The organism is Nonomuraea endophytica (assembly GCF_014203235.1).
In the GTDB taxonomy this organism is placed as follows: Bacteria; Actinomycetota; Actinomycetes; order Streptosporangiales; family Streptosporangiaceae; genus Nonomuraea; species Nonomuraea endophytica.
In genome coordinates this window covers 864,868-883,460 of sequence record NZ_JACHIN010000001.1, presented here as the reverse complement: position 1 = coordinate 883,460, position 18,593 = coordinate 864,868, and the positions used below count along the sequence as shown (strand labels likewise).

General features: G+C 69.1%; 21 protein-coding genes. 9 read left to right on the top strand and 12 right to left on the bottom strand.

Translation table 11 applies throughout. The features are described 5' to 3' along the window. Positions 1-28 precede the first annotated feature (28 nt). The 3 genes from HNR40_RS04240 to HNR40_RS04230 all read right to left on the bottom strand — a co-directional run bounded on the left by HNR40_RS04240 (position 29) and on the right by HNR40_RS04230 (position 1,918). Complete coding sequence (locus HNR40_RS04240; protein ID WP_184958484.1) at positions 29-232, bottom strand: transposase; 204 nt, start codon at positions 230-232, stop codon at positions 29-31. Positions 233-305: 73 nt separating this feature from the next. Continuing rightward, positions 306-794: a C40 family peptidase gene (locus tag HNR40_RS04235; RefSeq protein ID WP_312896174.1), complete on the bottom strand. Its 489-nt coding sequence runs from the start codon at positions 792-794 to the stop codon at positions 306-308. A gap of 113 nt (positions 795-907) precedes the next feature. Next, the gene (locus HNR40_RS04230) at positions 908-1,918 is read right to left on the bottom strand and encodes a GH25 family lysozyme (RefSeq protein ID WP_184958480.1); all 1,011 of its coding nucleotides are present in this window, start codon (positions 1,916-1,918) and stop codon (positions 908-910) included. Between the two features lie 258 nt (positions 1,919-2,176). Here HNR40_RS04230 and HNR40_RS04225 point away from each other — a divergent pair, with 258 nt between their 5' ends. The 3 genes from HNR40_RS04225 to HNR40_RS04215 are packed head-to-tail and all read left to right on the top strand — an operon-like array spanning position 2,177 to position 4,342. Further along, positions 2,177-3,112, top strand: coding sequence for an ATP-binding cassette domain-containing protein (locus HNR40_RS04225; RefSeq protein ID WP_184959421.1), 936 nt, complete (start codon positions 2,177-2,179; stop codon positions 3,110-3,112). Next, positions 3,093-3,836, top strand: coding sequence for an ABC transporter permease (locus HNR40_RS04220; RefSeq protein WP_184958478.1), 744 nt, complete (start codon positions 3,093-3,095; stop codon positions 3,834-3,836). Before HNR40_RS04225 ends, HNR40_RS04220 begins: the two co-directional genes overlap by 20 nt. Positions 3,837-3,856: 20 nt before the next feature. Further along, positions 3,857-4,342 (top strand): DinB family protein, encoded by a 486-nt coding sequence (locus tag HNR40_RS04215; protein ID WP_184958476.1) that lies wholly within the window; start codon positions 3,857-3,859, stop codon positions 4,340-4,342. A 263-nt stretch (positions 4,343-4,605) separates the two neighbouring features. On the opposite strand, the gene HNR40_RS04210 is transcribed toward HNR40_RS04215, so the two are convergent. Next, entirely contained in the window at positions 4,606-5,691 is a 1,086-nt protein-coding gene (locus tag HNR40_RS04210) for a calcium:cation antiporter (protein WP_221339911.1), read from the bottom strand. Between the two features lie 194 nt (positions 5,692-5,885). Here HNR40_RS04210 and HNR40_RS04205 point away from each other — a divergent pair, with 194 nt between their 5' ends. From HNR40_RS04205 to HNR40_RS04195, 3 genes are read left to right on the top strand one after another with little or no spacing between them, the layout of a single operon-like run. Next, positions 5,886-6,335, top strand: coding sequence for a MaoC family dehydratase N-terminal domain-containing protein (locus HNR40_RS04205; protein WP_184958472.1), 450 nt, complete (start codon positions 5,886-5,888; stop codon positions 6,333-6,335). Position 6,336: 1 nt separating this feature from the next. Then, entirely contained in the window at positions 6,337-6,765 is a 429-nt protein-coding gene (locus HNR40_RS04200; protein ID WP_184958470.1) for a MaoC family dehydratase, read from the top strand. Positions 6,766-6,799: 34 nt separating this feature from the next. Continuing rightward, a complete protein-coding gene (locus HNR40_RS04195) occupies positions 6,800-7,978 on the top strand; it encodes a hypothetical protein (protein ID WP_184958468.1) in 1,179 nt (392 codons plus the stop codon). Between the two features lie 7 nt (positions 7,979-7,985). Here HNR40_RS04195 and HNR40_RS04190 read toward each other — a convergent pair whose 3' ends face one another. From HNR40_RS04190 to HNR40_RS04165, 6 genes are all read right to left on the bottom strand, one after another. Continuing rightward, entirely contained in the window at positions 7,986-8,216 is a 231-nt protein-coding gene (locus HNR40_RS04190) for a hypothetical protein (protein WP_184958466.1), read from the bottom strand. A 39-nt stretch (positions 8,217-8,255) separates the two neighbouring features. Continuing rightward, the gene (locus tag HNR40_RS04185; RefSeq protein WP_184958464.1) at positions 8,256-8,909 is read right to left on the bottom strand and encodes a hypothetical protein; all 654 of its coding nucleotides are present in this window, start codon (positions 8,907-8,909) and stop codon (positions 8,256-8,258) included. Further along, positions 8,902-10,143, bottom strand: coding sequence for an ABC transporter permease (locus tag HNR40_RS04180; protein ID WP_184958462.1), 1,242 nt, complete (start codon positions 10,141-10,143; stop codon positions 8,902-8,904). The genes HNR40_RS04185 and HNR40_RS04180 overlap by 8 nt, the downstream gene beginning before the upstream one ends. Then, a complete protein-coding gene (locus HNR40_RS04175) occupies positions 10,140-10,895 on the bottom strand; it encodes an ATP-binding cassette domain-containing protein (protein WP_184958460.1) in 756 nt (251 codons plus the stop codon). Before HNR40_RS04175 ends, HNR40_RS04180 begins: the two co-directional genes overlap by 4 nt. A 106-nt stretch (positions 10,896-11,001) precedes the next feature. After that, a complete protein-coding gene (locus HNR40_RS04170; RefSeq protein ID WP_184958458.1) occupies positions 11,002-11,337 on the bottom strand; it encodes a hypothetical protein in 336 nt (111 codons plus the stop codon). Between the two features lie 169 nt (positions 11,338-11,506). Next, a complete protein-coding gene (locus tag HNR40_RS04165) occupies positions 11,507-11,860 on the bottom strand; it encodes a hypothetical protein (protein ID WP_184958457.1) in 354 nt (117 codons plus the stop codon). A gap of 532 nt (positions 11,861-12,392) precedes the next feature. Here HNR40_RS04165 and HNR40_RS04160 point away from each other — a divergent pair. Both HNR40_RS04160 and HNR40_RS04155 read left to right on the top strand, forming a co-directional pair. Continuing rightward, a complete protein-coding gene (locus tag HNR40_RS04160) occupies positions 12,393-13,418 on the top strand; it encodes a UDP-N-acetylmuramate dehydrogenase (RefSeq protein WP_184959419.1) in 1,026 nt (341 codons plus the stop codon). Between the two features lie 221 nt (positions 13,419-13,639). After that, the gene (locus tag HNR40_RS04155) at positions 13,640-14,206 is read left to right on the top strand and encodes a TMEM165/GDT1 family protein (protein ID WP_184958455.1); all 567 of its coding nucleotides are present in this window, start codon (positions 13,640-13,642) and stop codon (positions 14,204-14,206) included. A gap of 1 nt (position 14,207) precedes the next feature. On the opposite strand, the gene HNR40_RS56070 is transcribed toward HNR40_RS04155, so the two are convergent. Continuing rightward, entirely contained in the window at positions 14,208-17,063 is a 2,856-nt protein-coding gene (locus HNR40_RS56070; protein ID WP_281395038.1) for a helix-turn-helix transcriptional regulator, read from the bottom strand. A 178-nt stretch (positions 17,064-17,241) separates the two neighbouring features. After that, a complete protein-coding gene (locus HNR40_RS04145) occupies positions 17,242-17,388 on the bottom strand; it encodes a hypothetical protein (RefSeq protein WP_184958451.1) in 147 nt (48 codons plus the stop codon). Between the two features lie 151 nt (positions 17,389-17,539). Here HNR40_RS04145 and HNR40_RS04140 point away from each other — a divergent pair, with 151 nt between their 5' ends. Next, positions 17,540-18,586, top strand: coding sequence for a hypothetical protein (locus HNR40_RS04140; protein WP_184958450.1), 1,047 nt, complete (start codon positions 17,540-17,542; stop codon positions 18,584-18,586). The last annotated feature ends 7 nt before the right edge of the window (positions 18,587-18,593 follow it).

Genomic DNA, 18,593 nt, shown 5'->3' with positions numbered 1-18,593 from the left:
AACGAGGGTACGGCGGCGCCCGTGTCGGTTATCCTGCAGCTCTGTAACGACGGTCCATCGGTAGCGCGATCACTTCGCACAGGTCGGCCAGATCCACGTGCTTGGCGACGTCGGCCACGGACAGGCAGTCGGCGATCAGCCAGCCGTTGCGCCGGATCCGCAGCACCTGGCGGCCGGCCCGCGTCGCCGGGACGACCTCGTAGCCGCGGGGGCCCACCCATCGCCTGTCCATAGCGGCACAGATTAGACCTCAGGACTCTCAATTTTCACGCAGCGACTCATGCCTCCTGGGCATCGTGAGTCAGTCAGAACCGGTAGTAACCGGCGAAGCCCTTCTTGTCGGCGATGTCATCGACGCGGATCTCGGCGCCGGTCTCGGGGGCGTTCATCATCTTCCCGCCACCAAGGAAGATCCCGACGTGATGCGTCTTAACGCGCTTTTTCGTGATTTTTCCGAAGTACACGAGGTCGCCAGGCTGCGGCTTCTTGACCCGGTACATGCGCCGCACATGGTCATCAGTGTTACCCGGACCGAGCACGTCGGAGCCGTGCGCCAGCGCGTACACCCACCTGGTGAACCCCGAGCAGTCCAGCCCCCTGGTCCTGGCGGCGGGACAGGGCTTGATCTTCCCCTTGTAACCGAGGCAGGTGCCCTTGGACGGGCCCGGCTCGTCGGCGTGCCCGCCGCCCCAGGAGTAGGTGATGTCCTTGCGCTCGATCTCGTAGGCGAGCCTGACGATGTCCGGCGCCACCCACTCCCTGATGGGGGCGGAGGCGGTGGCCAGCAGGAGCACCAGGGCAAGCGCGGGTAGCAGTCCCCGCCGTAGCCGCCCCGACACCCGCCAACGCCTCCGTTAATAGGGAAAGACGGGATACATCCTCATCGAAAAGGCGCAAGATCGCGCGCTCAGCGAGCCTTCAGGTTCAGCTCCACCGTTCCGACCGTGAACCGCATCCCCACGCTCCCCTTGGCCGGAGCCTTCGTGGTGAACGTCAGCCGCACCTTCTGTCCCCGGTTCAGCTTGGCCACCGTGCACTTCACGGCCGTGCCGCTGAACTTGCAGCCGGGCGCCTTGACGACCTTCTGCCCGCCGTACGCCCGACCGGAGATCTTGATCGTGCCGGCGGGGTGCGGGCCGGTGTTGGCGATCGTGATCGTGTACGAGCGGCGGCTCTTCGCCTGGCCGGACACCGTCAGCTCGACCGCCGAGATGGCCAGCTCCCTGAGCTCGGACTCGCTGCCGTTGAAGGAGTTCTGCCCGCCGGCCAGCGTGCCCTTGTCGGCCGACTGCCAGAACGTGTGCCTGTCCCAGCTCTTCGGCAGCTCGCCCGGATCGGCGCCCCAGCGGGCCAGCCAGAGCGGGTTGGCCTTGAATTTGGCCGAGTCGCCGGTGCACGTCTTCCACCAGCTCGCCGTGGTGTAGATGATCGCCTGGCGTCCGGTGCGCTGGTGGTAGCGCTTCGTGAAGTCCTTGACCCACGTGACCATGTCCTTGGGGGACAGGCCGTAGCAGTTGTCCTTGCCGTTGCGGTCCTTGTAGGGGTTGTCCTCCAGGTCGAGCACGCCCGGCAGGGTGATGCCGTCGCCGGTCCAGCGGCCGCCGTTCTGCACGAAGTACTCGGCCTGGGCGGCGCCGTCCGACTCGTGCGGCTGGGCGAAGTGGTACGCGCCGCGGATCAGCCCCGCGTCGGCGGCGCCCTGGAACTGGGCGGAGAACGTGGGGCTGACGAAGTCGCCGCCCTCGCTGGCCATCACGAACGCGAACTTCGCGCCGCCCGACGCCACGCTCGCCCAGTCGACCTCGCCGGTCCAGTTGCTCACGTCGACGCCGGGCACGCCGTCGGCGGCTTGGACGGGTAACGCGTTCGCGCCATAACCGACCGCGGCGAGCGCCGCGGCCACCAGAACACGCTTCACGAAGGGGTCCCCTTTTCACCGATTAGGCCCCAGATCTTCCCGGAGTACGGCAGGGCCCCGCAACCGCCGACAAAGGTCATCGCGAAATTTCCTGAAATCCCAGGTCGGAGCGCCATTTCGAATGATGGCCGACGTAGCGTTTCCGCAGGTCAGCGCCGTATGTGAATGTCACGTTCGCGTTTGCCTAAACCCCGCTGACCTGCGCAGACTTTGGGGAAATCCGCCCGCCTCCCAAGCAAGGGGCTGTTTGCCATGCCCATCATCAGTGCCCGGGGACTCACCCGGAGCTTCACATTGAAACGAAAAGAGACCGTCGACGCCGTACGCGGCATCGACCTCGACATCGAAGACGGCCAGCTGGTCGCCTTCCTGGGCCCGAACGGCGCGGGCAAATCGACCACCCTGCGCATGCTCACCACGCTGCTGCCGCCCACGAAGGGCAGCGCCACGGTGGCCGGGCACGACATCGCCACCGACCCGTCCGGCGTCCGCGCCCGCATCGGCTACGTCGGCCAGAAGAACAGCGCGGGCGAGAACTACCGCGTCCGCGACGAACTCGTCGCCCAGGGCCGTTGCTACGGCCTGCCCATCCCGCAGGCGCGCCGCCGCGCCGACGAGGTGCTCGACATGCTCGACCTCACCAAGATGGCCAAGCGCCGGCCCGGCACGCTCTCCGGCGGCCAGCGCCGCCGCCTCGACCTCGCGATCGGCCTGGTACACGAGCCCAAGCTGCTCTTCCTGGACGAGCCGTCCACCGGCCTGGACCCGACCAGCCGCGCCGAGGTCTGGTCGCACATCCTGCGCGTGCGCGAGGAGATCGGGATGACCATCTTCATGACCACCCACTACCTCGAAGAGGCCGACGCCATGGCCGAGCGGGTGATCATCATCGACAACGGCCGGATCATCGCCGACGGCACCGCCGAGCAGCTCAAGAACGACCTGGCCGGCGACCACATCATCCTGACCACCCCGGACGCCGCCCGCGCCGCCGAGCTGACCGGTGGCGAGGCAGACGGCGCCACCGTGAAACTGCGCGTCCCCAACGCTCCGGCCGCGCTGCCCGAATGCCTCAGAACCCTCGACGCGCACGAGATCAAGGTCACCGCGGCCGAGACGAAGCGCCCCACCCTCGACGACGTGTTCCTCGCGCTTACCGGAAGGAGCCTGGCCGATGACGACGTTCCTGCGTGACACGGCGACGGTCTTCACCAGGGAGTTCACCCCGTCGTTGCGGAATCCGACGACCCTGGTCTTCGAGATGTTGCAGCCGCTGCTGTTCCTGTTCCTGTTCGGCTCGCTGCTGAAGGGGGCGACGGACACCTCGTGGCAGTGGTTCGTGCCCGGCATCCTGGTCATGATGTGCCTGACCGGGCCGATGGGCTCCGGATACAACCTGCTCACCGAGGCGATCGGCGGCTCGCTGGAGCGCCTCATGGTCTCGCCGCTGAACCGCACCGCCATGCTGGTCGGCCGGACGCTGAAGGAGATGGCGGTCCTGTTCCTCCAGGCCGTGCTGATCATCCTGCTGGCGCTGCCGCTCGGCTTCGAGCTGCACCTGGCCGGGGTGATCCTGGGCCTGGCGCTGCTGATCGTGCTCGGGGTGGGGCTCGGGTCGCTGTCGTTCGTGCTGGCGCTCAAGTCGGCGCCGGACGGCACGATGTTCTATCTCGTCACGCAGTGGGCGCTCTTTCCGCTGCTACTCCTGTCGGGAGTGCTGCTGCCCGTGGACTCCGGCCCGGCGTGGCTGCGGATCGTCGGATACGTGAACCCCGTCAAATACCTCGTCGACGCACAACGTTCGCTCTTCTCCGGTCAGCTGGGTGATATCTCTGTCTTGTACGGCGCAGCGGCCGCCGGCCTGGTGGCCCTGATCGGCCTCTATGCCGGAACCAGGGCGATGCGCAAGGGCATCTAGACCCCGGAAGGGGTGACGACATGTCGAGCGAGCGCGACGACCTCGTCCAGACGCTGGACAAGCACCGAGGGTTCCTGCGCCACACGGTCCAAGGGCTCACCGACGAGCAGGCGGCCCTCACGCCGACGGCCAGCGCGCTGTGCCTGGGCGGCCTCATCAAGCACGTCGCGAACGTCGAGCAGCGCTGGGCCCGCTTCGCCACCGGAGGCGCCGAGCACATGGAGAGCGTGCCCGTCGACTGGGAGGGCCAGTTCAGGATGGACGCGGGCGACACGCTCGACGCCCTGCTCAAGCACTACGAGTCGGTGGCCGAGGCCACGAACGAGCTCGCCCGCACGCTCGACCTCGACACCTCGCACGCGCTGCCCACGGCGCCGTGGTTCGAGCAGGGGGCACGCTGGTCGGTGCGCCGCGTGATGCTCCACATCATCGCCGAAACCTCCCAGCACGCCGGCCACGCCGACATCCTCCGCGAGTCCATCGACGGCCAGAAATCCATGGGATAAGCCCTTAAAAGCGCACCATCCCTTACGGCTCCGCCACCCCACCCCCACCCGCCGCCGTGGGCCGGCGCCGATCGTGGGGATCGCTTCTCACGTCGGACGTGGCGCCCACCGCAACGGCGCCACGTCAGCCACCCAAGTGGTCAACCTCCCTGAGAACACCTGACAGAAGGACCTCCCTCCTCGCCTCGACGAGAAAGGAGGAGGGCGTTGAGGTGAGGAGACGGGTCCTCGTGTTTAGGCGTTGTCTGTGACCGGCCAGATGGTCATGGGCTGACCGCGAGGAACAGGAACGCCGCGAACAGCACCAGGTGGACGCCGCTCTGCAGCAACGTTGCCCGTCCCGGCACCACGGTGAGGGTGGAGACGCCGACCGTCAGGGCGAGCAGCACCATGTGGGTGCCGCCGAGCCCCAGCACCAGCGGCCCGTCCAGCCAGATCGAGGCGAGCGCGATGGCCGGGATCGTCAGGCCGATGCTGGCCATCGCCGAGCCCAGCGACAGGTTGAGGCTGATCTGGAACTGGTCGCGCTTGGCCGCGCGTACCGCGGCGATGGTCTCGGGCAGCAGGACCAGCAGCGCGATCACCACGCCGACGACGGCGTGCGGCAGCCCGGCCTCGGAGACGGCGCTCTCGATGATCGGCGACTCGACCTTCGCCAGGCCGACGACGGCGACGAGGGCGACCAGGAGGAGGGCGAGGCTGACGAAGGCGGTTCTGGTGGTCGGCCTGGGCGCGTGCGAGTCCGGGGGCGTGGGCTGGCCGTCGTGGGTGACGGGGAGGAAGTAGTCGCGGTGCCGTACCGTCTGGGTGAGGACGAACAGGCCATACAGCGCGAGCGAGGCCACGGCGGCGAAGGCGAGCTGGCCGGGGGAGAACTCGGGGCCCTGGGCGCTGGTCGTGAACGTCGGCAGCACGAGGCTGAGCGTCGCGAGCGTGGCCACGGTGGCGAGCGCGCCGCCGGTGCCCTCGGCGTGGAACGCCACGACCCGGCGCCGGAGCGTGGCGGCGAGCAGGGACAGTCCGACGATGCCGTTGCAGGTGATCATGACAGCGGCGAAGACGGTGTCGCGGGCGAGCGACGCGGTCTTCTCGCCGCCGCTGATCATCAGGCTGACGATCAACGCCACCTCGATCACGGTGACCGCGACCGCGAGCACCAGCGAGCCGAACGGCTCACCGACGCGGTGCGCGATGACCTCGGCGTGGTGCACGGCAGCCAGGACCGCCCCGGCCAGCAGCACCGCCACGATGATCACGACGACCATCGGAGGTTCCCGTCCCCACGTCAGAGCCAGCGCCAGAAGTGCGAGGAGAGGGACGGCGGTGGTCCAGTTGAGGAAACGGCGCATGGTATAGATCATGCCCTAAGTGGAGTGTCTGTTCACTTGTGTCCGGTTGGGCGATCGGGCATCAAGGGTCATCGTGCGGCAATGCCGAGGCCGTCGCGGGTGCGGGCGGTTCATGATGGAGTCGGGACGGCGACAGCCGAACCTTGTTCTGTTACGGTCGGGTCGAAAGCTCAGGAACGCGTGAAGGGGCACGAATGGCCTTGAACCGTGATTTCGTGGGGCGGTCGTATGCGTCCGCCGCGCCGTACGAGGTCAGCCGGGTGAAGATCCGCGAGTTCGCCGCGGCGATCGGCGACCACAACCCGATCTACCGCGACCGGGACGCGGCCCAGGCCGCGGGACATCCGGACGTGGTGGCGCCGCCCACCTTCCCCATCGTGTTCAGCCTGCAGAGCGGCGGTGAGGCGCTGGCCGATCCCGAGCTGGGGCTGAACTTCGCGATGGTGGTCCACGGCGAGCAGCGGTTCGAGTACACGCGGCCGATCTACCCCGGCGACGAGCTGGTCACCCGATCGACGATCACCGACATCCGCAGCGCCGGGCGCAACGAGCTGCTCACGATCAAGAGCGAGGTCAGCACCGTCGCCGGCGAGCCCGTCTGCACCACCTACAACACCATCGTCGAGCGTGGAGGGGCGGTCTGAGATGACGGCGACGGTCAAATACGACGAGGTCGAGGTCGGCCAGCAGATCCCCGCGGTCGACTACCCGGCGCGCCGCCTCAACCTGGTCATGTACGCCGGCGCCTCCGGCGACTTCAACCAGATCCACTGGAACGAGCGGTTCGCCAAGACCGTCGGCCTGCCCGACGTCATCGCGCACGGCATGTTCACGATGGCGCAGGCGGGACGGTTCGTCACCGACTGGGCCGGGGATCCCGGCGCGGTCGTCGACTACGGGGTGCGGTTCTCCTCGATGGTGGTCGTGCCCGACGACGACCAGGGCGCGACGATCACCGTCAGCGGCGTCGTGGAGGAGAAGCTGGAGGACAAGCGGGTCGTCATCGCCCTGGTGGCCAAGTCCGCGGACGCCAACGTGCTGTCCAAAGCGCGTGCGGTGGTTCAACTGTCCTGATAGAGGCGGCCTGTCCCGGGGTAGGGCGGTCCGTATGAGTGAAGTGCCGCACCACGTCATCGAGCTGGCCGAACAGCGCGTGAAGGCGAGGGCGGAGCGCGACTACGCGCTCGCCGACGAGCTGCGCGCCCGGATTGAGCACGAGGGGTGGCTGGTCAAGGACGCCCCCGACGGCTACACGCTGAGCGAGAAGCCGCCCTACACCATCTGGCCGACCGTCCGCTCGATCCCGATCACCGGCGCCACCGACGCCGGCCCGCCCCGCCACCTCAACCCGCGGGCCGTCGGCCCCACCTCGGGCACCGGCCGCGACACGACCGGCGGCGGCGAGGGCTCCGCCGGGGGTACCGCGGGTGGCGCGGGAGCCCAGCAGGATCCCGCCGCCGAGCTGGGCTTCTCCGGCGATCCCCAGTCCAGCGGGGCGCCGGAGGACGACATGCTCCACGCGCAGCGGATCTGGGACGCCAGCCTGGCCGCCAACCGGCTCGACGACGCCGGGGTGAACCAGCAGCGGCAACGCGCCGAGATCGCCGACGTCACCGTCTCGGTGGGGCTGATCGCCGACGGCCGCCCGGACGACGTGCGCGCCTGTGTGGAGGCGCTGCTGGAGCACACCGACGCCGCCGTGCTCGCCCTCGACCTGGGCAACCGCGACGGCGTGGGCGACGTCCTGCACGAGTTCGCCACCCGGCGGCCCGAGCGGGTGACCGTCTGGCACGTGGCCGAGCTGCCGCACTGGTTCTGGGGGTCGGCAGGGTGGGGCGCCTGCCGTACCACATTGTTGCGGTTGGACACCTCGGACGTGCACGTCCTGATGGAGACCTCCACGATCCTCACGGGCGACGCGCTCACGCCGCTGACGGCGGCGATCCAGCGCGGCGCGGTCGCGGCCGGGTGGAAGGGCGCCGACCCCGACGCGGACGGCCACACGTGGTACGAGGCCGGTCCCGGCCGGGTCCGCGCGCTGATGGGCTACCTGATGGCGGTACGGCGGGCCGAAGCGCTGGCCGCGATGCCGCAGGAAGCCCGCTACTACCGCAACGCGGACCTGGAGCTCTCGCTCGGCTTGGACGGCGAGCTGGTGGTGCCGCAGGAGACGCTCCCCGTGCACGGGCTGCGCCACCACGGCTACCACGACGTCGACGAGGACTACCGCGAGCGCGAGTCCCGCCGTACCTATGACCGGGTGCTGCGGCTGCTGCGCCCTTCCTGACGGCGCGTCACTTCAGGTCATGCGCGCGGCCCGGCGGCTCCTTGAGCACGGTCAGCTGCCACTGCAGGTCGGCTCCCGTGGGTGAGGTGGGCTCAAGATGGTTGGTGAGCCGAACCCCCATCCCAAGGGTGTCGGCCGCGCGCACGGCCTCGATAATGCTGTCGATGTCCGTGCTGCACACGATCTTGACCGTGGCCTGGGCGGAGCGATCGTCCTGCGAGTCGTCACCATGGGACATTGAGCCACTCCTGTTCGAGAGGACGGGGGCTTTCCCCACTTACTGAGCACGTCCGAGATGGGCCCGATGAAGCAACCGCAGTGGGCCACGCCGCCAGAGCCCTGCTTCCAGCAGCGCGGCCAGGCCAAGGGCCAGCACGATGGCGGTGGCCGCCCAGGCCCACGTCGACGCTTCCGGCTGTCTGGCGATCGCCCACCACGGGACCAGTCCGCCTCTGCCTCCCCGCCCGGACTCGTACAGAGGGACCAGCAGGACCACGGGCAGGACCCAGCCGAGAGACCTCCCCAGCAGCGCGGCGGACAGGCATGCGACGCCCGTCCAGAAGACTATATTGCGCAGGACCAAGGGGATCAGCTGTGCCGTGTCACTCAGCAGGAGGCCGGCGACCGCGGACAGCAGGGCGATGACCGACGTCAGGGCGACGCACGCGAGGTCGATGACGTGGACCTTCCTGGCGGCCACCCTCTCGGCGTCCATCATGGAACTGCGCACGGCCAGAGCGGTGACGCACGCATAGGGGACCGGCGCGAGGATGGCGAGCGGAAGAGTCGCCTGGTCGCCCGGCAGCAGCAGGAGGTTGCGTCCCCATATCGCGACCGTCGCGCACAGACACAGGAGAGCCGCCCACAGCGGCACCAGGTGCCTGGTGCGCACGAGCCAGACGAGGGCGGTCACGCCTTCCGGTCTATCCACCGCAGGCTCCCATGATGGTGATCTGCCGTCGCGCCCACTGGACCTGCTCAGCTCTGGCCAGCTTCAGTGTCGAGCCCACTTCCTGGCGTCCGGCCGAGGTCAGGGCGATGGAGTCCCAGTAGGCGTCCTGCAGCCTCCCCAGGTGGCTTGAGCTGATCCAGGTGTCCAGCTTGGCGCGTGCTTCGATGCGCCGACGGCCCGCGACCTCGCTCTCCTCCGCGCCGCAGTCCTTCAACAAGGCCCAGGTCAGCCTGAAGGACTGCAGCGAGCCGAACGCCTCTCCCGTGGATCCCGCGACCACGCCGACGAACACCGTGGATCCGCCGGCGATCGCGAGTCCCTCCTCGGCCACTACGTCGGGGTAAGGAAAGACGTGGCGCGTCGTGTCGATCAGCGCCTTCGTGGCCTGGAGCGCGCCGGGCAGCCGCGCGGCGTTCTCCGGCCACAGGCACACCCGGGTTCGCTCGACGAGGCCGCAGACGGGATCTTCGGCAGGCGCGCGGGCCTGCTGCGGGGGACCGAGCGCGACCACCGCGAGCACCGCGAGCCCGGCTGACCCCGTCGCCATGAGCGGGCGCCACGCGGGGCGCCGCCCCACCACGGTCCGCGCGCTCACGAAGAGCGCGGCGAACACACAGGTGATCGCAAACGCCACCCGGGCCGCGAGAGCAGCCGGGCTGACCTCCTTGTTCGCTTCTCCGAAGTAGGGCACGAGCAGCGACATGACGAACAGGGGAAAGAAAGAGAGAAACCCGGCGACCGGTGGTGCGAGGCGGCTATTCACCGTGCTTCCGACCGCGTGCCCGAGCGCGGTGACGATAATGGTCGCCGCGAAACCGAGCAGAAGATATGAGGGCCACAGGGACCCGGGCGGAGCCATTCGCGCCGTGACGAATCCGGCGATCAGCGAAACAACGGCGAGCACGATCCAGGAGAAGACGAGGGAGCTGAACAATTGCACGGCTTCGATCTGCCATCGGGGACGAGCGGCGCCATTCAGCAGATCCGCGGTGCCCGTCCGATGCACCCGCTGGGCCGCCCACGCGGCCACGGCGGCCACGGCGACGCCGGGCAACTGCGTGGCCGCGGCTATGACCTGGACGCTGGCCTCGGGCCACACCGCGTGCCAGGTCTCCCGCTCCCGTAAGAGAACCGCTATGGCGAGGGCGCTGATCGGAAGGACGACCCAGAGGAAGGGAGATCGCCGGAGCTCCATGCCCAGGACCCTGATCACGCGCGGACCCTCTCGTCTCTGAGCACGGAGATGTAGCCACGCTCCAACTCGGTGTCACCCCGGGCCCCGTCCACGGCGGCGCCGATGAGTTCGTCAGGCGTGCCGGAGAAGCCGAAGGCTCCCGAGGCGATGACGTGGAGCCGGTCGCAGATGGCCGCGACGTCTTCGACCAGATGGGTGCTGAGAACAATGGTGGCCTCGGCCGAGACCCGCCGCATCAGCTCGCGGAACGCCAGCCGCTGCTCCGGGTCCAGCCCGACGGTGGGCTCGTCCAGCAGAACCAGCCGGACGCCGCCCGCCACCGCCTGGGCGATGCCGGCCCGCCGCAGCATGCCGCCGGAGAGCGCCTTCATCTTGGTCTTCGCCTGGTCGCCCAGATCCACTGCCTCAATGGCGTCCATGGCCGCTTCGCGGGCCCGCCTGCCCGGAACCTGACGCAGCCACAAGCAGTAGCGGACGAATTCGTAGAGACTGAAGTTCGGATAGTATCCGAACTCCTGCGGGAGAAAGCCCAGGTGTCTTCGCGCGGCGCGTACGTCGGCATCCCCGTCAAGGCTCTTCCCGAAAAGCTGAACCTGCCCGGACCTCGGTGGGAGTACTGTTGCCAGTGTGCGCAGCAGGGTTGTCTTTCCCGCGCCGTTCGGCCCGAGAAGCCCCACAATGCCGCCGTCAATCTCGATCGTCAGATTCTCGATGATCGGATTTCCGCCATAACCCTGCGTCAGATTATCGGTGCGTATCGCAGGACGCATCAATTCAACCCCTCGCGATGGGACGGCCGGCCCGTCTCGGCCGGCCGTCCTATATGGAACGGGAACGAGTCACGCTTCGTGCTCCGGCGGCAGGCCGGTCACCGGGTCAGCCCCAGCCGTAGACGAAGTCCCAGCCGACCAGAGTGTTCGCGCAGGTCTGGGTCAAGGCCCAGGTCTGGTACTGCTTGGACGTCCAGATGTCGGTCTGCCAGTCGCAGTCCCACACACCTCGCGACCAGTTGTTGTCCGCGCTGCCGCTCCTGATGCAACCGAGCGCCGCCGATTTGCTCTCCGGAATAACTCGCTTTCCGTCGCAGTCCCAGCGGGCGAGGGCGGAGTTGGTTGCCTCGGACGGGGGTTCGGCCCAAGCGGGTGTGCTTCCGGCCGTGAACGCCGCCATCGCACAAATGGCGGTGGTCACCGCTAAACGCTTGATGCGCATGCGGTAGACTCCTTTCTGCATCGTTGATGCCCACGGGTGGGGGTTCCCTACCAAGGCCCCACCCGTGGACTAACGCTTAATCGCGAAGGAATTGCAGGTGCGCGCATCCTTCTTTATGAGGATGTGCGCCGCGTGGGCTCAGGACACCACGGATCGGACCAAGGCCGGGTCAGCCCCAGCCGTAGACGAAGTCCCAGCCGACGAGTTCGGTGTTGCAGCTCTGCGTCAGCGACCAGGGGTAGTAGCGCGGCCCCGTCCAGATGTCGCCCTGCCAGTCGCAGTCCCAGACTCCCCGCACCCAGTTGGTGTCCGCCGGGCCGCTCCTGCCGCACTGGAGAAGTGCCGCCTTCACCGTGGGGTTCACCCGACGGCCGTCACAGCTCCAGTTGGCGAGGGCGGAGTCGGGCTGAGGCTGTGCCGTGGTCGCCTCGGACGGGGGTTCGGCCCAAGCCGGTGTGCTTCCGGCCGTGAACGCCGCCATCGCACAAATGGCGGTGGTCACCGCTAAACGCTTGATGCGCATGCGGTGGGCTCCTTTCTGCATCGTTGATTCCCGCTGAACGAGGTTCCCTACCAAGGCTTCGTTCGCGAGATCGCCGCGGAGTTGCGGCGTGAATTCCGCGAAATCACTTCCGTGGAATCCATTGGAACCTTATTTTGGAACCGAAATACTGTCAAGAGTTCTTTTCCGCGCTTACCGTTCGATCGATGCGTGTGAGCACATGGGCGGGCCTGTCGATGCCAAGGGCCGTGCGCAGCGCCTTGATCGCCCGAAGCACACAGTACATTTCACGCAATAGCTCTAAAGATGTCAACACGAATCCAGAATTCATCTGACTCGGCGACGGACCGGCTTATCTACATTCTTACTACATTTGCCCTTGGAGATTGGTCGCTCGGATATGTGCACGCAGTATTCATGGGATTCGGCTGTCGTCATTGACGCTTGGCAGCGTGGGGGAAGGTGTTCGCGGGCTTCTGGACGGCTCGATCCGGGGCCGGGCCGCCGGGTGTCCGTGCATGGCGGGGGGCTCATAAGCTAGGGCCCCATGGAGATGCTGGCGCCGTACACCACGCTGGGCCTGGGTGGCCCGGCTCGCGAGTTCGTCGAGGCCGCCACGGCGGAGCAGCTCGTCTCCTTCGTGGCCGAGGCCGACCGCGACGGGGTTCCGACGCTGGTGCTGGGCGGCGGCAGCAACCTGGTCGTGCCCGACGAGGGCTTCGACGGGCTGGTGATCAAGGTCGCCTCGACCGGTGTGCGGGCCGAGCGCGACGGCGGGCAGGTGCTGCTCACCGTCGAGGCTGGCGAGGACTGGGACGCGCTCGTGGCCCGCGCGGTCGCCGAGGGCTGGTCCGGCATCGAGTGCATGTCCGGCGTCCCCGGCCTGGTGGGGTCCACGCCGATCCAGAACGTCGGCGCCTACGGGCAGGACGTGTCACAGACCGTCCGCTGCGTGCGGGCCTACGACCGCAAGACCCGGCAGGTGGTGGACATCGAGGCGCGGCGGTGCGGGTTCTCCTACCGCGACAGCGCGTTCAAGCGGGACCTGTCGCGGCACGTGGTGCTGGGCGTCACCTACGTCCTGGACATCTCCGATCTGTCGGGCGAGGTGGCCTACAAGGAGCTGGCCGCGCGCCTCGGGGTGCCGATGGGCGAGCGGGTGGGGCTCGCGGACGCCCGCGCGGCCGTCCTGGCCCTGCGCAGGAGCAAGGGCATGGTGCTCGACCCGGCCGACCCCGACACCCGCAGCGCCGGATCGTTCTTCACCAACCCGATCCTGGCCCCCGCCCAGGCCGCCGAGCTGGAGTTGCGCGCGCCCGGCCATCCTCGCTGGGATCTGCCTGACGGCACGGTGAAGGTGCCGGCGGCGTGGCTGATCGAGCAGGCGGGCTTCCCCAAGGGCTATCGGCGCGGGCCCGCGCGCATCTCGACCAAGCACACGCTCGCCCTCACCAACCCCGACGGCGCGGCCACCGCGGCCGACCTGCTGGCGCTGGCCAGGGAGGTGCGCGACGGCGTCGCGGAGAAGTTCGGGGTGCGGCTGGTCAACGAGCCGGTGATGGTCGGCTGTGAGCTCTGACACCCTCACCTGAGGAACATCGGCGGGGATCGGCCTGTTAAAGTTGTCGAGATATTCCGAAGGGGAGTAGTCCCAAATCACGTGATCGACACACTGGCGTCTCGACGCCCGGTCACGTGGGCCTTCACAGGCGGACGAGACCTTCGGCCTGGCAGCCATTGCCGGGCCGAAGAGTCGTGCCCCGACAGGCGCTCCGGTCCGGTTCGTAGGAATGAGGACCGTTGGAAGCGTTCTGGATCAGTCTTGTGGCCATTTTCGTGGCGGAGCTGGGTGACAAGAGCCAGCTGATGGCGATGACGTTCGCCACCCGGTTCAAGGCCTGGCCGGTGTTGGTCGGCATCACCATCGCCACCACCGTCGTCCACCTGCTCAGCGTGGCCGTCGGCGGGCTCATCGGTGACGCCCTGCCCACCACCGCGATCTCCATCGCCGCCGGCATCGCCTTCCTCGGCTTCGCGCTGTGGACGCTGCGCGGCGACGAGCTGACCGACGAGGAGTCGAAGAAGGCCCAGCGCACCACCAGGAACGCGATCATCGCGGTGACGGTCGCGTTCTTCCTGAGCGAGCTGGGCGACAAGACGATGCTGGCCACGATCGTCCTGGCCACGCAGCACGGCTGGCTCGGCACCTGGATCGGCTCCACGGTCGGCATGGTCGCCGCGGACGCCCTGGCCATCGTGGTCGGGCGGATCCTCGGCAAGCACCTGCCGGAGAAGGCCATCCGCTACGGCGCCGCCGCGGCGTTCGCCGTCTTCGGCATCATCCTGCTGGTCGACGCCATCTGGTAGCTCAGGACGACAGCAGCGACAGCCGGTACGCGGCCGCGGCGGCCTCGCCCCGGCTGGAAACTCCGAGCTTGGCCAGGATGTTGGAGACGTGCACGCTGACCGTCTTCGCCGAGATGAACAGCTCGGCCGCGATGTCGCGGTTGCTGCGCCCCAGCGCCACCAGCCGGAGGACCTCCAGCTCCCGGGGCGTCAGCAGCTCCGACGTCGCGGACGGCGCCGAGGCGCCCACCCGCCGGCCGAGCATCTCGATCTCCTCCACCAGCGGGGTGGCCCGCAGCGCCTCGGCCAGCGGCTGCGCCACCCGCAGCCGCGTGGCCGCGCCCTCGCGGTCGCCCGACTGGGCGGCGATGGTCGCGGCGTGCAGGAGGGCCTTGGCCTGGGCGTGCGGGCGGCGCAGCCGTTCCCACGCGGCCGCGGCGGCGTCGAAGTCGCCGGTGTAGGTCAGGCGGTAGGCCTCGGCGGGCGGGCCCGAGATGCGGAGCGTGGCGGCCACTTCGGCGGCGTGGCCGCGCACGTGCTCGGACAGCGTGGGATCGATGGCCTCCGCCTGGTCGCAGACGTGGCTGATGAGGGAGAGCAGCCGCCAGCCGAGCGCCGACTTGCTGGACTGCGACGGCCGCGACAGCACCCGGTGGGCGACCTCCAGCGCCGAGTCGGGCTCGCCCTTCAGCAGGTGCCAGCCCATGTGCAGGCGGGAGCTTGAGGTGATGTCCTGGACGAAGTCCTCGGGACGCTCCTTGAGCACGCCCAGCTCGGACAGGGTGCTCTCCAGCGTCGACAGGTCGCCGCGCGACATCGCGATGTCGGCCTGGACGCGCAGGATGTGGTGGCGGGTGCGCAGGCTGGGGCCGAACCGCAGCGAGCGTTCCGCGGTCTCCAGCGCCTCGTCCCAGCGGCCGAGAAGTTCGAGCGCCTCGGCGCGGTTGTTGAGGATGAAGACGCCGGTGGTCCTGATCAGGCCGTACTTCTTGGCCATGCGCTCGCCCTCGTAGGAGAGCTCCAGCGCCTCTTCCGAGCGGCCCAGGTCGTTGAGCGCGTCGATGTTGTTGCCGACCGAGCGCAGGATGAGGCGGGGCGAGCCGATGCGTTCCCCTATCTCGCGGGCGCGCTGGTTGGTCTCGTACTGCGCGATGCTGCCGCCGGCCATGGCCTGGCCGAGGGCGAGGTTCATGAGCAGTTCGCCCTCGAGGAACTCGTCGCCGATGTCCCTGGCGATGAGCAGTCCCTCCTCGCACCGGGCGGTGCCCTCCTCGACCTCGCCCTGCAGCATCAAGTGCTGGCTGAGCTTCGTCAGCACCTCGGCGCGCGGGCTGCTGCGTTCGGGGACCAGCGCCAGGGCCTTGTGGAAGTCTTCGACGACGCCCATCTTGCCCTTGGAGATCTTGAACCCGGCCCAGCGCACCATGAGCATGGCCACGCGGTCGGGCTGGGTGCCCTCGTCGAGCTCGGCGAGCGCCGCCCGCACGAACTTCACGCCCCGATCCACCTCGGCGCTGTTGCCGGCGGCCAGCGCGGCCTTCTCCAGCACGTAGGAGTGGTCGGCCTCTATGCGCGCGGCCGCGGCCGGCACCTTGTCCCAGAGCATGAGCACGCGTTCGAGCAGCGGGATCGCCTCGGCGTAGGCGAAGGCCTTCATCGACTTGCGGGCCGCGTCCCAGGCGGAGATGAGGGCCCATTCGTCGTCGCGCGCGCCGTACCAGTGGTGGGCCAGCTCGACGGCGGCGCGGCCGGGCGGGACGAGCTTGCGGTCGCGGGAGATCTCCTCGGCGTAGCGGGCGTGCAGCCGCTGGTGCTCGCCGGGCAGAAGCTCCTCGTGTACGGCTTCGCGGATCAGCGCGTGCCGGAAGACGTAGGCCCGGTTGTCGGCGATCTGCAGCACGTTGCCCGCGATGGCGGGGCGCAGCGCGGACTCCAGCTCCAGGTCCGACAGGCCGCTGACGGCGGCGAGCAGGGCGTGGCCGATCCGGATGCCGCCGGCCGCGGCCACCCGCAGCACACGCTGGGTCTCCTCGGGCAGGCGCTCGACGGCGCTGAGGATGAGGTCCTGCATGGAGTCGGGGAAGGCGCAGTCGCCGTCGGGGTCGTCGAGCAGCGCCTCGACGAACAGCGGGATGCCCTCGCTGCGCTCGAAGACCTTCTCGACCCTGGCGTACTCGGGGACCCGGCCCAGGATGCCGGTCATCTGCTCGGCCACCTCGTCCTGCGACAGGCGGGGCAGGTCGAGCCTGAGCACGCCCCTGACCCGGCTCAGCTCGGCCAGGACGGGGCGTAGCGGATGCTGGCGGTGCAGGTCGTCGGATCGGTAGGTGAGCACGATCAGGACCTGGGCTGCGGCGAGGTTGCGGCTGAGGAAGGCGATGAGGTCGCGGCTGGAGCGGTCGGCCCAGTGGATGTCCTCGATGAACAGGATCGTGGGCCGGGACTCGGCGAGGCGTTCCAGAAGGGTGAGGAACTGCTCGAACAGCCGCGCGCGGCCGGTGTCGGTGTCGCCGTCGACCGTGGGCTCGCCGAACTCCGGCAGCAGCCTGGCCAGGTCGCGCTCGGCGCCCTCCGGCAGGAGCCGGGCGATCCTGGAGGTGCCCATCTCTCTGACGAGCTGCCTGAGCGCGGCGGTGAACGGCGCGTAGGCGAGGCCGTCGGTGGACAGTTCCACGCAGCCCCCGAAGAGCACGTGGGCGCCGTCCTGGGCGGCTTGATCGGCGAAGCGCTGCACCAGCCGGGTCTTGCCCACACCGGCTTCGCCGCCGAGCAGCACCGCTGTGGCTGTGCCCTGCCTGGCCGCGTCCAGGGCCTCGGCGAGGTGGGCGAGTTCCGCTTCCCGCCCGACGAAGACGGGACTCACCGTACGTCCCAGCATGTCATCCAGCATGTCATGCCTTACCTGTAGCTTTCGCCGCATTTATTGGGAGGCACTGTGGCCGCTCGGGCCGGAGGCGGCGGGAGGTCGGGGGGTTTGCCGGGGGACGTTCCGTGGGGTCAAGGGGGATGAGAGGCCCGGCCGCGAGGGAGGTTGCGGCCGGGCACTCTTGCGGGGGTCATGACGCGCGGCGCTTGCCGAAGACCGAGCGGCGCTCGGACTTGTTGCGGCGCTCCGCCTCACGTACCTTCCGGTGCTCGGCGGCGGCCCGCCGAAGCTCACTGGCCTGGCTCTTCATCAGCTGGAAGTCGAGCTCGGGGTTCATTTCGTTCTCCTTTGTCGTCTGCACCCCTAACAGTCCTCCTAAGGCCCTCCCAGCCACATCGGTCGGATGCCTTATCTCTTGCCGAACCATCGGCTTACCCCTACCTAGGACACCCCTGCGACCTGCCTAAGGCAGGCCACGATGAGGCCCCATGAGACGCATCGCGATCGCCGCGCTGACGTTGTTCTCGCTGGTGGCGGCGGTGCCCGCCGAGGCAAGGGAGACGGGCTGGCGGGTCTCCAGGACGGACGGGTCCCTGGGCGGCTATCAGGACGTGGGCGCCACCGGCGGCGACGACGCCTGGGTGGTCAGAACCGGGCAACCCCTGCTGCGCTGGAACGGCAGAGCCTGGCGGAACACGGCGGGTGGGGCGGCGCCGTACCTGGTGACGGCGGCGGGACGGGGCACGGCCTGGCAGTTCGTGCAGAGCCCGGCCCGGGTGGACGCCCGCCAGCTGACCGGCGGCAAGTGGTACGAGCGCCCGATCGAGGCCGAGGGCGCGCACGCGACGGCGGCGCTGGCCACGGGGCCATCGGAGTGCTGGGCGGCGGGGCTGCGGCTCGGCCCGCGCGGGCTGCGCGACGTGGTGTGGCACTGGAAGGGCAAGGGCTGGTCGGAGGTGGCCGCCCCGCTGCCGATCACCGACTTCGCCGCCTCCTCCCCGAAGGACGTGTGGGCGCTCAGCAGCCTGGGGGCCGAGTCGCCGGCGCACGCCGCGTCGGTCCTGCGGCTGACGGGCTCGGGGTGGCGGCGCTCGCCGGTGCCGTCGATCTCGCTGCCCAGCCGGTCGCGGGTCGGCGACGCCTACGCGGAACTGCACGACATCGTGGCGCTCGGGCCGGACGAGGCGTACGCCGTGGGCGGAATCTCCTTCATCATCGGCGAGGAACGGGTCATGCGTGAGGCCCTGGTGCTGCGCTGGAACGGCACCTCCTGGATCCGGCTGGCCCACCGCCCGGCCGGGACCTCCTACGCGAGGGTCGCGCCGGACGGCGCCGGAGGGTTGTGGCTGGCCACGCGCCGCCAGGACCTGCCGGACGTGCTCACCCACTACCAGGGCGGACGCTGGACGCGGACCCCGGTCGGCAAGGTCACGCTCAACGGCCTGGCCAACGTGCCGGGAACCAGGACGATGTGGGCCACGGCCGAGACGCGTGAGGCTGGAGTGACGCGCCAGCTGATCCTCAGCTATCGGTGACCTGATC

Excerpts from the sequence above, each read along its gene's own strand:
- HNR40_RS04200 (WP_184958470.1), top strand. The coding sequence starts at position 6,337 with ATGACGGCGACGGTCAAATACGACGAGGTCGAGGTCGGCCAGCAGATC.
- HNR40_RS04215 (WP_184958476.1), top strand. The coding sequence starts at position 3,857 with ATGTCGAGCGAGCGCGACGACCTCGTCCAGACGCTGGACAAGCACCGA.
- HNR40_RS04210 (WP_221339911.1), bottom strand. The coding sequence starts at position 5,691 with ATGCGCCGTTTCCTCAACTGGACCACCGCCGTCCCTCTCCTCGCACTT.
- HNR40_RS04160 (WP_184959419.1), top strand. The coding sequence starts at position 12,393 with ATGCTGGCGCCGTACACCACGCTGGGCCTGGGTGGCCCGGCTCGCGAG.
- HNR40_RS56070 (WP_281395038.1), bottom strand. The coding sequence starts at position 17,063 with ATGCTGGGACGTACGGTGAGTCCCGTCTTCGTCGGGCGGGAAGCGGAA.
- HNR40_RS04220 (WP_184958478.1), top strand. The coding sequence starts at position 3,093 with ATGACGACGTTCCTGCGTGACACGGCGACGGTCTTCACCAGGGAGTTC.
- HNR40_RS04175 (WP_184958460.1), bottom strand. The coding sequence starts at position 10,895 with ATGCGTCCTGCGATACGCACCGATAATCTGACGCAGGGTTATGGCGGA.
- HNR40_RS04190 (WP_184958466.1), bottom strand. The coding sequence starts at position 8,216 with ATGTCCCATGGTGACGACTCGCAGGACGATCGCTCCGCCCAGGCCACG.
- HNR40_RS04165 (WP_184958457.1), bottom strand. The coding sequence starts at position 11,860 with ATGCGCATCAAGCGTTTAGCGGTGACCACCGCCATTTGTGCGATGGCG.
- HNR40_RS04170 (WP_184958458.1), bottom strand. The coding sequence starts at position 11,337 with ATGCGCATCAAGCGTTTAGCGGTGACCACCGCCATTTGTGCGATGGCG.
- HNR40_RS04145 (WP_184958451.1), bottom strand. The coding sequence starts at position 17,388 with ATGAACCCCGAGCTCGACTTCCAGCTGATGAAGAGCCAGGCCAGTGAG.
- HNR40_RS04140 (WP_184958450.1), top strand. The coding sequence starts at position 17,540 with ATGAGACGCATCGCGATCGCCGCGCTGACGTTGTTCTCGCTGGTGGCG.
- HNR40_RS04240 (WP_184958484.1), bottom strand. The coding sequence starts at position 232 with ATGGACAGGCGATGGGTGGGCCCCCGCGGCTACGAGGTCGTCCCGGCG.
- HNR40_RS04205 (WP_184958472.1), top strand. The coding sequence starts at position 5,886 with ATGGCCTTGAACCGTGATTTCGTGGGGCGGTCGTATGCGTCCGCCGCG.
- HNR40_RS04195 (WP_184958468.1), top strand. The coding sequence starts at position 6,800 with ATGAGTGAAGTGCCGCACCACGTCATCGAGCTGGCCGAACAGCGCGTG.